This is a genomic window from Mucilaginibacter sp. GW822-FHT03E02, assembly GCF_058801545.1.
Genome location: NZ_JBXANJ010000002.1, coordinates 167,609 through 182,342, shown reverse-complemented (window position 1 = coordinate 182,342; position 14,734 = coordinate 167,609). Strand labels below are relative to the sequence as shown.

Annotated in this window: 12 protein-coding genes; 10 read left to right on the top strand and 2 right to left on the bottom strand. The window is 44.8% G+C overall.

All coding sequences use genetic code 11. From position 1 onward, the window contains the following. The first annotated feature begins 68 nt into the window (after window positions 1-68). Genes AC1RM2_RS27765 through AC1RM2_RS27735 form a run of 7 tightly spaced genes read left to right on the top strand, consistent with a single transcriptional unit; the run spans window position 69 to window position 11,268 of the window. Entirely contained in the window at window positions 69-3,410 is a 3,342-nt protein-coding gene (locus AC1RM2_RS27765; protein WP_492988411.1) for a SusC/RagA family TonB-linked outer membrane protein, read from the top strand. An 11-nt stretch (window positions 3,411-3,421) separates the two neighbouring features. After that, window positions 3,422-5,059 (top strand): RagB/SusD family nutrient uptake outer membrane protein, encoded by a 1,638-nt coding sequence (locus AC1RM2_RS27760; RefSeq protein ID WP_492988410.1) that lies wholly within the window; start codon window positions 3,422-3,424, stop codon window positions 5,057-5,059. 57 nt (window positions 5,060-5,116) lie between these two features. Beyond that, complete coding sequence (locus AC1RM2_RS27755; RefSeq protein ID WP_492988409.1) at window positions 5,117-7,093, top strand: glycoside hydrolase family 127 protein; 1,977 nt, start codon at window positions 5,117-5,119, stop codon at window positions 7,091-7,093. Window positions 7,094-7,098: 5 nt separating this feature from the next. Further along, a complete protein-coding gene (locus AC1RM2_RS27750) occupies window positions 7,099-8,937 on the top strand; it encodes an SGNH/GDSL hydrolase family protein (RefSeq protein ID WP_492988408.1) in 1,839 nt (612 codons plus the stop codon). Further along, on the top strand, window positions 8,937-9,317 hold the full coding sequence (locus AC1RM2_RS27745) for an SxtJ family membrane protein (RefSeq protein ID WP_492988407.1): 381 nt from the start codon (window positions 8,937-8,939) through the stop codon (window positions 9,315-9,317). Before AC1RM2_RS27750 ends, AC1RM2_RS27745 begins: the two co-directional genes overlap by 1 nt. Window positions 9,318-9,326: 9 nt before the next feature. Continuing rightward, window positions 9,327-9,476 carry a DUF5989 family protein gene (locus AC1RM2_RS27740; protein ID WP_477361908.1) on the top strand — a complete coding sequence of 50 codons (150 nt, stop codon included), beginning with the start codon at window positions 9,327-9,329 and terminating at the stop codon, window positions 9,474-9,476. Between the two features lie 7 nt (window positions 9,477-9,483). Next, window positions 9,484-11,268, top strand: coding sequence for a carbamoyltransferase family protein (locus tag AC1RM2_RS27735; protein ID WP_492988406.1), 1,785 nt, complete (start codon window positions 9,484-9,486; stop codon window positions 11,266-11,268). Between the two features lie 59 nt (window positions 11,269-11,327). On the opposite strand, the gene AC1RM2_RS27730 is transcribed toward AC1RM2_RS27735, so the two are convergent. Further along, window positions 11,328-12,365 (bottom strand): LytR/AlgR family response regulator transcription factor, encoded by a 1,038-nt coding sequence (locus AC1RM2_RS27730; RefSeq protein ID WP_492988405.1) that lies wholly within the window; start codon window positions 12,363-12,365, stop codon window positions 11,328-11,330. 23 nt (window positions 12,366-12,388) lie between these two features. Here AC1RM2_RS27730 and AC1RM2_RS27725 point away from each other — a divergent pair, with 23 nt between their 5' ends. The 3 genes from AC1RM2_RS27725 to AC1RM2_RS27715 all read left to right on the top strand — a co-directional run bounded on the left by AC1RM2_RS27725 (window position 12,389) and on the right by AC1RM2_RS27715 (window position 14,498). Then, a complete protein-coding gene (locus AC1RM2_RS27725; protein ID WP_492989288.1) occupies window positions 12,389-12,571 on the top strand; it encodes a hypothetical protein in 183 nt (60 codons plus the stop codon). Window positions 12,572-12,897: 326 nt separating this feature from the next. Beyond that, window positions 12,898-13,050: a hypothetical protein gene (locus tag AC1RM2_RS27720; protein WP_492988404.1), complete on the top strand. Its 153-nt coding sequence runs from the start codon at window positions 12,898-12,900 to the stop codon at window positions 13,048-13,050. 767 nt (window positions 13,051-13,817) lie between these two features. Then, window positions 13,818-14,498, top strand: coding sequence for a ComEC/Rec2 family competence protein (locus tag AC1RM2_RS27715; protein WP_492988403.1), 681 nt, complete (start codon window positions 13,818-13,820; stop codon window positions 14,496-14,498). Between the two features lie 4 nt (window positions 14,499-14,502). Here AC1RM2_RS27715 and AC1RM2_RS27710 read toward each other — a convergent pair whose 3' ends face one another. Beyond that, window positions 14,503-14,691: a hypothetical protein gene (locus AC1RM2_RS27710; protein ID WP_492988402.1), complete on the bottom strand. Its 189-nt coding sequence runs from the start codon at window positions 14,689-14,691 to the stop codon at window positions 14,503-14,505. Window positions 14,692-14,734 lie beyond the last annotated feature (43 nt).

Here is a 14,734-nt window from a genome sequence, read left to right as displayed (position 1 = left end):
TACAACGCCTAAAAAGGTGAACCGGGAATCCTATGTCTCAATTTTTTTAAAAAGAAACACTTAAATGTATGAAGATTTATTTACAAAACCACTTTGACTGGTGTAAAATTATGAGGATCACTTTTAGTCAAATTATAATCATCCTTGTTTTTACTGGTATTTCATTTGCGAACGCCAGCAAAGGACAGGGCCTGCTTGATAAGCGGGTTGATTATAATATTCAAAATACAAGCCTTACCAACGCTATACAACAACTGGAAAAAGTAACCAGCCTGAAGTTTGTATACCGTAAAAACCTTGTGGAAAACGAGTTAGGCCTTTCAATAGATGCCAAACAGGAAAAGCTGGGTGCTATACTTGGCAAGCTGTTAACGCCCAGGGGTATTACATTTGATATTATTGGCGACCAGATAGTTTTGGCAAAGGCGAAAGCCGTAGCAAAACAACCTGATGTGGTAAATACCGATGAGGCCGAAAATACAACACTGGCAGTGGCCAAAACCATAACGGGTAAAGTAACCGATGATCATGATCAGCCTTTACCTGGCGTTACGGTAAGTATAAAAGGAACCAGCATGGGTACTCAAACCGATGTAACCGGGAAATACACCCTGAACATTCCGGATGCCGAAACCGAAAAAGCCATCCTTACCTTTTCTTTTATCGGCTTTAGTTCGCAGGAGATACCTGCCGGCGGCCGTACCGTGATCAATGTGCGCCTGGTGGCATCGCCAAATTCGCTCAATGAGGTTATTGTTATTGGTTACGGTAGCCAGCGTAAAGGAGATGTTACCAGCTCGGTAGCTACAGTTAAAGCCGAAAATTTTGTAAAAGGCCCGGTGTTAGATGCCGGTCAGCTATTACAGGGCAAGGTGGCCGGTCTTTCGGTATCAGCACCAAGCGGCGATCCTACATCCGGCTCGGTGATCCTGTTAAGGGGTAATACCACTTTATTGGGTGCCAACTCCGATCCTTTGGTATTGGTTGATGGTGTGCCCGGCAGTTTAAAAACCGTTGTACCCGAAGATATTGAAACCATTGATGTATTGAAGGATGGATCGGCAGCGGCAATTTACGGTGTACGTGGTACCAATGGGGTTATCATCATCACTACCAAACGCGCAAGCAGCAATTTTACCAATGCTGTTGATTATAGCGGCTACGTGAGTACTCAAACCCTTGCCCGCGAACCCAAATTATTCACCGCGGCCGATTACCGTGCCCAGATTGCGGCCGGTACCAGGGATAAATCATATGATTTGGGCAGCTCGACAGATTGGCTTAAAGCGATATCCAACAACCTGCCGGTAACTACTGTACATACGCTCACTTTAAGGGGCGGCAACAGTAAAACCAATTATTTGGCTTCGGTTAACTACCGCTCATTAAACGGTATTTTCCTGAAATCAGATAACCGTACTTTCTCTGGCCGGGTGGATATCAATCATTACATGTTTAATGATAAATTGAAGATCAATTTTGGTTTATTGCAACAGGACAACGCCTTTACCCAAACCCAGGACGGTGGTACTTTTAATGGCTATACTTATCGCCAGGCTATTTTGCAAAACCCAACAGCGCCTGTTAAAAATGCCGATGGTACTTACTTTGAGCAGCCAAGCATTTTTAATTACCAAAACCCGGTATCGATGATTTATAACAGCGATGGTAAAACCTCAAACACAACATCAAAATATAACTCAACCATTACCCTTACGCCGTTTGATGGCCTTAAGCTATCTGCATTAGGTTCATACACACGCTTTAACCAAACCGCGGGCTATTCAGAAAATAAGGAGAACATCTCCAACATTCGTGACCACCTGAATGGTTATGCCGCAGTGGGCTCTTTACAGTCGATAGATCGCTTGTTAGAGTTAACTGCCGAGTATAAAAAAACAATTGGCGATCATAACTTTTCGGTTTTGGGTGGCTACAGTTACCAGGATAATGATACGTTTTCGTTTTTTGAGCAAAACCATGATTTCCCTACCGATATATTCAGCTATAACAACATTGGTTTAGGCCGTGCTGCCGCCCAAGGGCTGGGTGTTGAAAGCAGTTCACGGTCAGAAACTAACCTGATCAGCTTTTTTGGCCGTGCTACCTATAATTATAAAGACAGGTACCTGTTGTTGGCCAGTGTACGCCGCGAGGCTGCCAGCCAGCTTTATGGTGCAAAAGAACCTTGGGGTACCTTCCCGGCCGTACAGGTAGGATGGCGAATCACCAAGGAGTCGTTTATGCAGGGGCAGCAAATTTTTGATGATTTGAAGTTACGTGCAGGTTATGGTGTTACCGGCAACCAGCCGGCACAAGGCTTTTTAGGTGTAGGTTTGTTAGGCTATGGCAACTACGTGTTATCAAACGGGCAATGGGTACAAACGCTTGGTCCGTCGCAAAATCCAAACCCAAACCTGCGTTGGGAAGAAAAACATGAAGCCGATTTGGGGCTGGATTATAGTTTGCTTAAAGGGATGATCACCGGCTCTGTTGATCTGTACAACCGTAAAATAAAAGGTTTATTATATGATTATGCGGTACCGAGTCCGCCAAATTTATATCCATCTACCAGGGCAAACGTAGGCACCATGCAAAATAAAGGGATCGAGGTTTTATTAAACATCACCCCAATACGTAAGGCAGATTTTCAATGGACAACCAGCTTTAACTTTTCGACAAATACTAATAAGCTCATCAGCTTATCAAACGAAACCTATAAAACAACCAGTAACTACTTTACAACAGGTGGCACGGGCGAGCCTATTCAAACCTTTACCAATATTGTTACGGTTGGTAAAAACATAGGCGATTTTTATGGTTTTAAAGTTACCGGTGTATCGCCAGACGGGCAGTGGATATATGAAGACCAAAATGGTAAATCAGTAGCCTATAAAGATTTTACCCATTCGTTTGAAGATAAAAGGGTGCTGGGTAATGGCCTGCCTAAATACTACGCCGGCTGGAACAACACTATCCGCTATAAAGATTGGGATTTTAGTGTAACCATGCGCGGTGCTTTTGGCTACCAGATCCTCAACTTTCAGCGCATGTATTATGAAAACACTTCTATTCAATATTATAACCGCCTAAAATCGGCCAATGATAAGGTGTTTGGTACGGCCGTGCTTAATAAAACCATGCCCCTTGAGCTTAACAGCTATTATATTGAAAATGGCAATTTCTGGAAAATTGATAACATCAACCTGGGCTATACCTTCAATAGTTTAAAATCAAAATATATTCACGCGCCACGCATTTATGTATCTACGCTTAACACATTTGTAATAACCGGCTACAAGGGGATTGACCCGGAAGTCAGCCGCAGTGGGTTAGACCCCGGTAACGATAACCGCGACAAGTATCCAACCACCAGGACATTTACATTGGGCTTAAGTGCAAACTTTTAATCATTAACAACATGAAAAAGATACATTATATATTAAGCAGCGCGGTCGTTTTAACTGCTGTTGCTATTACATTTTCCTGCACCAAATTAAAAGATAAGGATTACTCGACGATTGTAGCCAGCAACTTTACGCCGGGTGCCGAAGATTTGGCCTCATTACTTGGCGCCGGATACACCTATTGGCGTCCGCTGGAGTTGGGCCGTAGCGCCAACTCTGTTTTCAGGACAAACGAAATTTCGGCAGATGAACTGGTAATTCCCGAGCGGCCTAACGGCTGGGTGGATGGTGGTATTTATCGCCGGGTGCATGAGCATAAATGGACATCTGACGAGGATAACTGCTACCAGATCTGGAACAATGCCTATGCCGGTATCACCACCTGTAACCGGGTTATTTACCAGATAGAGAATGGGCTTATCCCTATTACAACGGGTAAAGATGCAGCTCTGGCCGAGTTGAAGGTTTTGCGTGCATCATTCTATTACCCGCTTTGCGACTTTTTTGGCAGTGTACCTATCATCACCAAATTTGATTTACCTACAGGGTTTTTACCAACACAGAGCAGCAGGCAGGATGTTTATAATTTCATCGTATCAGAAATTACTACCAATTTACCGCTGTTAAGCAAGGCTAATGATCAAACAACTTATGGCAAGTTTAACCAATGGGCAGCGCATGCATTGCTGGCTAAAATTTACCTTAACGCAGGTGTTTATACCGGCACTGCCGCATGGGATAAATGCATCACCGAATGCAACGCCATTATCAACTCAGGCGTTGGTTTTGGTTTGGAAGCAAGCCAGAGTTCGGTTTTTGCTACCGAAAATCAAAACTCGAAAGAGATCATTTTTGCTATCCCTTTTGATGAAAAGTTTACTGCTGATGGTGCCAACGCTTTTGCCTTACACATGGAAAGCCTCGAGCCCGAAAACCAGGCTACCTATAACTTCCAATACTCGCCATGGGGCGGTATTTGTGCTATACCGCAATTTATCAACACGTTTGATCCTGATGACAGCAGGTTAAAAAGCAACTGGATACAGGGGCAGCAATACACCCTGGCCGGTGTGCCTATCAATGGCTCATTGGGCGCTTATACCGGCAAACCGCTTAATTACATTAACGTGGTGCCCGGTGTCGACTCAACCGAGGAGGTGCACGGGTTCAGGCTTGGTAAGTTTGAGTACAAGCAAGGCGCTTTGCTGGGCTTAAGCAATGATTTCCCACTGTTCCGTTATGCCGATGTGTTGATGATGAAGGCCGAGAGTATGCTTCGTTCTGGCGATGCCAACGGCGCGGCTTTGTTAGTTACGCAGGTAAGGCAGCGTAATTTTACAGCTAACCCTGCAAAAGCTACTGTTACCGGTGCCGATTTGCAAAAAGGCAGTACATATGATTACGGTTTAAGAAACCACCTTAAAACCACGCACGAAGGTGGTGCCGATATTCAATACGGCAGGTTTTTAGACGAGCTGGCCTGGGAATTTAACACCGAAGGCCGCCGCAGGCAGGATTTGATCCGCTTTGGGGTTTATACCAAAAAATCATGGCTGTCGCACTCGCCAAACGGCGATTACCGCGCTTTGTTGCCATTACCAAGACAGGAAGTTGTTAAAAATACCAACCTTAAACAAAATACCGGTTATTAATAAATTGACAAAGGCACAGGGTGTGGTTTATATCCTGTGCCTTTTAATACAAACAAAATGAAGAGAATACTAATTGTTTTATCGTTTTATTGTGGGGTGGCATACGCGCAAAACAAAGATTATCCTATTAAACCGGTATCATTTACCAATGTAAAGCTCGATGATCATTTTTGGTCGCCACGCATTGAAACCAACCGCACGGTAACCATACCGGCATCATTTGCCCGCTGTGAAAACACCGGCCGGGTAAAAAACTTTGAAATGGCAGCTGCCAGGAGCGGGAAGTTTTGTACCAAGTTCCCTTTTGACGATACCGATATTTATAAAACTATTGAAGGCGCATCCTATTCCATGGCCGTTCATCCCGATCCCAGGCTGGACGCTTATGTTGATTCGCTGATCACTATAGTGGGTAAAGCCCAGGAACCCGATGGTTATTTATATACCGCCCGTACAATTGATCCATTGCACCCGCACCCATGGTCGGGCCCGGAACGGTGGGTTAAAGAGAACGAATTGAGTCATGAGCTGTACAACTCGGGCCATATGTTTGAGGCCGCCGCCGCACACTACCTGGCCACCAATAAACGCAATTTTTTGGATATCGCTTTGCGTAATGCCGATTTGTTAGTTAAAACCTTCGGTCCGGGTAAAAGACATGTAGCGCCGGGGCACGAAATTGTAGAAATGGGCCTGGTGCGCCTTTACCGCATTACCGGGAAAAAAGAATACCTAAACCTCGCTAAATTTTTTATTGACGAACGCGGTCATCGCGCCTATGATAAAACCAGTACCGACGAATGGAAAAACGGGATGTACTGGCAGGATAACCTACCGGTTGTTGACCAGGACGATGCCGAAGGCCACGCCGTGCGGGCCATGTACCTGTACTCGGGCATGGCAGATGTAGCTGCATTAACGGGAGATAAGGAATACCTTACTGCTATTGATAAGATTTGGAATAACATGGTGAGCAAGAAAATTTATGTTCAGGGCGGAATTGGGGCCGTACCGGGCGGTGAGCGTTTTGGGGCAGACTACGAGCTGCCCAACGCCACGGCCTACAATGAAACATGTGCAGCCATTGGTGATGTATACTGGAACCAGCGCATGTTCCTGCTGCATGGTCAGGCAAAATACATTGATGTACTGGAAAAAGTGTTATACAATGGCCTCATATCGGGTGTTGGGCTTGATGGGCAATCATTTTTTTACACCAATGCCATGCAGGTAACCAACGGATTCACGCACCCGGCTTTAGAGGCCGGCCGGTCTGGTTGGTTTGAATGTTCCTGCTGCCCAACCAATATGGCGCGTTTCCTGCCATCGCTATCGGGCTACATTTATGCCCAAAAAGATAAAAATGTGTTTATTAACCTGTTTATAGCAGGTACTGCCGCGCTTGAGGTTGAGGGCAAAAAGGTAAACATAGTACAGCGTAACAATTACCCATGGAATGGCGGGCTTGCATTTGAGGTATCGCCAGAGGCACCCGCTACTTTTACCATGCGTGTAAGGTTACCGGGTTGGGCTAGGGCCGAAGCTATTCCATCCGATCTTTATTCGTTTCAGAATAAAGCAGCCGCCCACATCGGCATCAAATTAAATGGCAAACCACTAAGCTATAAAATTGAAAATGGCTATGCTGTAATCAATAGACAATGGAAAAAAGGCGATAATATTCAAATGGATTTGCCTATGCAGGTAAAAAAGGTGGTTGCCAACAAGGCACTGGCCGATGATAAAGGTAAAACAGCTTTACAACGTGGCCCGATTATATATTGTGCCGAGTGGCCGGATAATAAAGCAAGTGTAAGCAGTATGGTGATCCCCGCCAATGCCACTTTTAAACCGGTAGCAGAGGCTGGCTTATTAAACGGTGTAACTGTTTTAAAAGGAGAGGTGTTGAGTAAAGGCGTTAATGGCGCGGCCGATAAAAAGGTGGAACTTATTGCAATCCCTTATTACTCATGGGCCAACCGCGGCAAAGGCGAGATGACAGTTTGGTTTCCCGAAGTAAACAACGGTAAATAACATTGATGAAGAACGAGAAGCTCTCCGGCAAAAAAATAAAATGGTTTAGGGCTGTGGCTTTTTGCCTGCCCCTGGTTATTCTATTTTTTGCCGAGCTTTTTTTGCGCCTGTTCAATTACGGGCATAATACCAGCCTGTTTATTCGTTACCCGGATAATCCTGATTATTGGGTGATCAATAAATACGCGTCTGAACGTTATTTTACAGATACCGCTAATGCTACCAAGGGCAGTATTGAGCCCTTCAGAGTAGTAAAGGCAAAAAACACCTTCAGGATTTTTGTTTTGGGCGAATCGACTACGGCAGGTTACCCTTACCTGCATAATGGTTCGTTTCACCGCTGGCTACAATACAGGCTTATGCATACTTATCCGGGGTTACAGTTTGAGGTTATTAACGTTTCGCTCACGGCGGTAAACTCCTATACGGTGCTTGATTTTGGCAAGCAGGTTGTAAAATACCAGCCCGACGCAGTGTTGGTATACACCGGTCATAATGAATATTACGGGGCTTTGGGGATAGGGTCAACCAGTCACATCGCCAATAACCGCTTGCTGGTAAAAACAGTACTTGCGCTAAAAGAACTGCGTTTAGTACAGCTGATCAATAACACGATGGGTAGTTTTAAGCCGGCATCTGCGGATGTTGATCAGCGTAATAACCTGATGGAGCGTATGGCCCGGCAGCAAGAGATAGGCTACCAGTCTGACGCATACAAAGCCGGGATCGATCAGTTTAAAAACAACATGGATGAGCTGTGCCGTTTTATGCAGCAGCAAAACGTGCCTGTTTTTTTGAGTACCCTGGTGAGCAATCAAAAAGATCTGAAACCGTTTATCAGTGGACCGGTTAAATCAGCAGTTTCTGCCGATAATCAGTTCGCGCTGGCAACGGCGTCTTATCAAAAGGGCAATTATGCAGTCGCCAAACAACAGTATATTAAAGCAAAAGAACTCGATCTGTTACGTTTCAGGGCACCCGAGGCCATGAACCAGGCAATCATCAGCCTTGCCAAAAAATACAGTAATGTTCATTTGGTTAACGCCCTTAAGGTTTTTGAACAACATTCGCCCCACGGTATTTTAGGCAGAGAAACTTTGCTGGAGCATGTGCACCCTAATTTATATGGCTATGCCTTGCTTTCTGAAGCTTTTTATCAGTCGATAAAGGAAACACACTTGATAAAAGCTCCTGCAGCAAAGGAGATGAGCCTTGCCGAACTGATTGCCAAAATGCCAGTGACTAAAATCGATTCGCTTTATGGCGCTTATACGATAATGATGCTGCAAGCCGGCTGGCCGTTTAATAAACCGATCCCCGCCGGGTTTAAACGCGGCAGCAGTATGGAGGAACAGCTTGCGGGGGCATTATCAGTAAACCGCATCAGCTGGCTGGATGCCATGAATCAGCTTTTTAAATATAGCATGCGGGCCAATGATAAAAAAACAGCGCTTAAGGCGGTTGAAGCCGTGATGCTTGAGAAACCTCAAAATACCACTTACCCGGTTTATGCCGGTCGTTTAAGTTTTGAATTGGGCGATACGGTTAATGCGGTTTACTACTTTAAAAAGGCTTATGAACTCGAGCCGTCGTTCACCAATATCCAAAACATTTACCTGGTATATTTAAAAAGCGATATGCCTGCCAAAGCTCTTCCATATATCGATATGGCGTTACAACAAAACCCGGCCTATGCGGGGCTGATCAATATACGGGCCATGGTTTTAGATATCATCAGGCTAAAGAAGGCAACATTGCAAAAGACGGATAAGGTTGCCAATGGGAGGATAGCTGCAAACTACCACGCCATAGGTGCCGATGAAGCCGCGTTAAAATATAACTAATGGAACAAAAAGTACTAAATCGAAAATTTGGGTTAATAACCGGCGGTGCCTGCCTGGCCATAGCAGCATACCAGCTGCTTGTGCATCGTCATTTTTCTTTATCGCTTGCTGTTGTGGGGGGACTGCTTGTACTGATAGCTTTAACAGTGCCTACTATATTAAATCCGCTAAGAAAAGTGTGGACTAAAATTGGAGATCTTTTGGGGATGATTAACTCAACCATTATTTTATTCCTGGTGTTCTTTTTAGTAATAAGTCCGATTGGCCTTATCATGCGGTTACTGGGCAAGCAAGCTCTTGACCTGAAAACAAAACCCGGTGGCTCGTATTGGAAACCCACAAAACCGGCACCAAACAGCACCCTGGAGCAACAATTTTAAATAGATGTTATGGAAATTATAGGCGAGTTTTTGATGTTCCTATGGTCGCGGAAACGACTGTGGCTTTGGCCTTTATTTATTTTTCTGTTTATCCTAAGCCTGTTTTTGTTTCTGGCCCAGGGATCGGTATTGGCGCCTTTTATCTATAGCGTTTTTTAAGCCGGGTATGTACACGCTTGGAATCTCGGCATATTTTCATGATAGCGCGGCCTGCCTGTTAAACGATGATCACATTGTAGCCGCGGTACAGGAGGAACGTTTTAGCCGCAAAAAGAATGATGAAAGCTTCCCGCTGAATTCCATCCTTTACTGCCTCAGGGAAGCCAAAATAACGCTTGGCCAGGTAGATCATGTTGTTTTTTATGAAAAGCCATTCCTGAAATTCGAAAGACTTTTGGAAACCTACCTGGCTTTTGCCCCGGCAGGGTTTCTTTCATTTATGCAAGCCATGCCGGTATGGCTGAAGGACAAACTGTTTTTAAAGAAGAACCTCATTAAACAGTTAAAAAGCATTGATGGTAATTGGAACCCTAAAACAAATAAGCTGCTTTTTACCACGCACCACCAGTCACACGCGTCCTCGGCCTTTTATCCATCGCCGTTTACCAAAGCCGTAATACTAACAGCTGATGGCGTAGGGGAGTGGACAACCACTTCGGTAGCCATTGGTACCAATAACCGGATAGAACAGGTAAAAGAAATCAGTTTTCCCCACTCCATAGGTTTACTTTATTCGGCTTTTACCTATTACCTGGGCTTCAAAGTAAATTGTGATGAATACAAAGTAATGGGCCTTGCACCCTATGGTGAACCTGTATATATCGACCAAATCTTTAAACATCTGATAGATTTGCAAGATGACGGTTCCTTTCGCCTTAATATGCGCTACTTTAACTACTGCACAGGTCTCACCATGACCTCGTCAAACTTTCACCAACTATTTGGCCGTTTGCCAAGGACAGCCGGGGAAGAGCTCAGCCAGTTCCACATGGATATGGCATGCTCTATCCAGGCAGTAACCGAAAAGATCATGCTTACCCTAACATCGACATTACACCGGGAATACCAAATTGACGATTTGTGCATGGCCGGCGGTGTGGCACTAAATTGCGTGGCGAACGGGAAAATATTGAAACAGTCGGGCTTTAAACGGATTTGGGTCCAACCTGCCGCGGGGGACGCCGGTGGGGCATTGGGAGCGGCGTACGCGGTGTATTACGGGTACTCGCAGGATGCGCGAAAGGATACCGGGGGAGGTGATAAAATGCAGAATGCCCTATTGGGCCCGTCTTTTTCCAACGCTGAAATCAGGAAATGTTTGACAGAAAATGAGATCAGCTTTGAAGAGCTGTCAACAGAAAAGCTCAATAAAAAAGTAGCTGACCTGCTGGCTGATGGAAAAGTAGTCGGTTACTTTAAGGGGCGTATGGAATTTGGTCCGCGTGCCCTGGGAGTTCGTAGTATCCTGGCCGATCCGCGGAACGCAGCCATGCAAAGTATTTTAAACCAGAAGATTAAATTCCGGGAATCCTTTCGCCCATTTGCCCCTGCTGTTTTGGAAGAGCACGCAGCAGCATATTTTGAGTTGGCGGCTGCGAGTCCGTACATGTTGCTGGTAACAAGTGTTAAACAAGCGTTGCGGGCAGTGACTAATGAACGTGAAGATAAATTGAACGGTTTTGATAAACTAAAAATCAAGCGGTCGGCAATCCCCGCGGTAACCCACATCGACTATACCGCACGTTTGCAAACGGTTAATCCACAGCAAAATCCTGGGTTTTACAACCTGGTTCTGGCTTTTTACAAGTTAACTGGTTGCCCATGCCTGGTAAATACCTCTTTTAACCGTATGGATGAACCGATTGTAAATACACCCCAGCAAGCCCTTGCCTGTTTTAAAGGAACTGGCATGGACATTTTAGTATTGGAGGATTTTTTGTTGCAAAAATGAGTGGGTTGCTCAGCAGTGACATCGTCAAACTATAGTGGTTACACTTTGTCACATCATAACTACCTGCTGCAAAAATGCCTATGGAGAGACCTTTGCCAGAGTTTTTTTTTGAGCCTCATTAACTCGCTAAATATCAATAATATATAAAAACTTGTGTCCAATGGCGCGTTCTCCTGTATTGTTGAAGCATTACAGTTGGAGGTATCAAATCTGGTTGATGCTGCGGGAAAACATAGGTATGCATAATGATAAACATCACAACCACGCCAAAACTGTTGACTTTTGATAAACCGCCGTATGCCGTGTGAAGGACGGCGGCGGCTCCTTTGGGCGGTAAAAGAACAAGCGATTACATAGATAAATCTAAACCGTTCAAGTATATCATTTTTATAGGTCTTACCAATGGGGATTTCCAGTTCTTCTATCCATAGCCGGTTTTCGTGAATCCGCTTTACGATATCTATATTAATAACATATGACCTGTGCACCCTTACCAGGTTTTTAGCAAAAAGTAGTTTTTCTTCGACAAAACTTAGGTTTTCACTAAACAATACGGAGCCATTGCTGTCCGTTTCTCCGGCTTTTTGCCGGTTCTTATAAAAAAGCCTGCAATAACTACCGTCGGCCTTCAGGAACATGATGTCTTTTACCAGTATCTTTTTAAATCCCAGACCTTCTTTTACAAAAACACTTTCGTTGACGATGTACGGCGAATCGTTAACGGGCTTTATGGCCGGCTCCTGAACCTTTATGGCTTTAATGGCCAGATCAATAGCAATGGATACATCCAACCTGGTAAATGGCTTGGTGATGTATTGCACGGTATTGGTTTCGTAAATGGCCTTTTTCCTGAGATATTCGTCCTGGTTGTCGGTAATATAAATAATAGGGGCGGAGCTCATCTTCCTGATCCCGATAGCGGTCTCCACTCCGTTTGTAGCATCGGCCAAATGGATATCCATCATAATAATATCGGCAAAACCGGATTTGAAATTCTCCAGGTTTTTTTTGCCCGACGTAAAAATTGCACGCACCGCATAGCCCATGCCTTCCAGCATGCTCTTTAACGATTCGGCAATAATCAGCTCAAAGTTCACCGGACAACGCTACCTGGACGAATATCAGCGGGACGGCAAGCACTGGTTACACCAGTGACAACCTTACAACGACCACTTATTACCGCAGAACTGCAACAAGCAACGGCGTGAACGTAAATAGCTCAGACTTCCGGATTTTTATACTGGAACAATTTCAATTGCTGCCGGGTATCCGGAAGCTCTTTTTCTTCCCTCCCGTAAAATAACGCCATCATCCCAAACTGCTTATTCGTGATACCCAGGGGCCCTTAGCAGGTAATGTTTTTGGGCGCACTTAAGGGGAACATCTGCATGTTCGCGGCTTCGTAGCTGGGCGGATTTGGATAATAGACATTCCGGAGCGCTGCCATAGTTCCATTCGCTTCATAGTGATTTGTTTTTTTTTGATGGTGCGTACACCCGGAAACCATCCTGGCATAAAAAAGCCCCGTATTGTAAGACGAGGCACTTAATGTTTACACAACGGAATAATCCTTATTGCGATTTGCATTCAGTGTAAATATATATAATTTAAAAAAGCAAACCATAATGCATGAAGCATACCGTTATCGTTTTTGTATCTGACGAACACCACCTTATTTACCTGGCATCAAGAAAATTCTTGGCCTCTACCTCGGTATTACTGCTATCGGGTGGGCTTGCGTCGAGGAAGCTGAAGATGAGCATGAAGTATCATCTATCTTAAAAACGGGGGTACGCGTAAATCCGCCCACTACAGATGAGCAATCGAACTTTGAAAAAGGCAGGAAATTTTCATTAACCGCAGGCCACCAGGCTGGTAAAATGCTGAGGGAAAAAGGCATTGAGGCCTTACTGATTAACAGCAGATTATAAGGCAAAAAAGAGGGGAAAAGTTGTGTTTTAACAACCTTTCCGCTCAAGTAGCCCCTGGGGGAAGCTTTTCGAACTCCTTTTTAACAGATTTAAAACTGTTGGCAGCATCTTGACTTCAGTCAATATATTGATTTTCAACAATCTAATATTTTTCATGATTTTTAACGAGCGAGTTTTTACTTAACATAACATTTTTTGAGTGTTGCAACACGGACTTCTTTTCTTGTAAGAAAAGAAGCTAGAGAACCAAGTGAGAAACTGTTGATGTTTGGTTCGAATTCCATAAGGTTCACTTAAGGAAATACGCCACCAAGCCTGTTTATTTTTTTATGTCATAATAATCTCATAATCAGACTGTTAGTACGCAGTGAAAAGTGGTTCGACTTTTACTTTTTTAATTTTTATACCGTTTTTATTTTTACGAGGGAAAAACATATACGTCCGTTTCTAACGATCCCTGGCTGCACTACAAGCGGGTGATCTTCGACGATGCCAAATACGCGAAATATTGCGGCAACGATTTTTGGAACCGGTAGTTGCCAACGCGATTACTTGTCCCTGCTCATCAAAAGGACCGAAATCCCGCATAACCAGTGTTATTTTAAGGGTAGCGCAGCCATGGTAACCGATTATCACGCACTTCCGGTGCTCCGGCTTCCCGGCGGCATGGAGCTCACGCTGCTCAGCCTGGGGATAGAAAGCCTCCGGCAACTGGCCATCCGCTGGGAAGCAGAAAGCAAATACATCGATGATATAGAAGCTCTGAGGGAAGATTTCGCGGACGATACGCGTTACCAGCGCCCAGGCGTCCTCGGCGATGCCATCGACATTGAAAGCCTTCAGAATGCGATAGAAGTGCAGGGCCACAGCGTGGCCAATGAGTCGTCCATCGCCTTTATCGGGCGGTACGAAGACAAAAGAGGCCTGTGTTCCGGGGATGCGCCCAGTGACGCATTGCTCCGGGCGATCCTGCCAATGATTAGCCGCCAGGGGCAGGAAAAATTGCGTGTCGAAGCCTGGAAAGTCGCCCACCATGGCAGTAAGAAAAGTACCATTGCCGACCTTATGCTAAAGGTCAGCGCCAAAAATATCCTGATCTCTTCGGATGGCTCTAAGTACGGGCATCCAAATAAGGAAACGGTAGCCAAGCTATTTAAATATGGCGACCAGGAACTGGAGATCTTTTTCAATTACCGGACGATGTTTAACGCGGTCTGGGACAATGCGGATTATAAACGTGATTTCAACTACGCCACCAATTTCCCTGAAGACGGTCATGGGGTAACGCTAAGGCTTTAGGGACCTACTTTGTTACAACAGGCATCGCAATTTCTGCTGGTTGCACCGCAGTATTGTCCTGAATATTAACGATCACTTCGGCGCCCTTTTGCAGGTCATCGTGGATATTCCGGACGCCCTGACCATATAATTCCGTAGGATGTAGAGCACCAATTTGTGTAATTGGATTTTTAAAATCATTGTTTTTAGTCAATAAATTAGCATGGTCAAAGTGTTGCGGAATGATTTATTGTGTT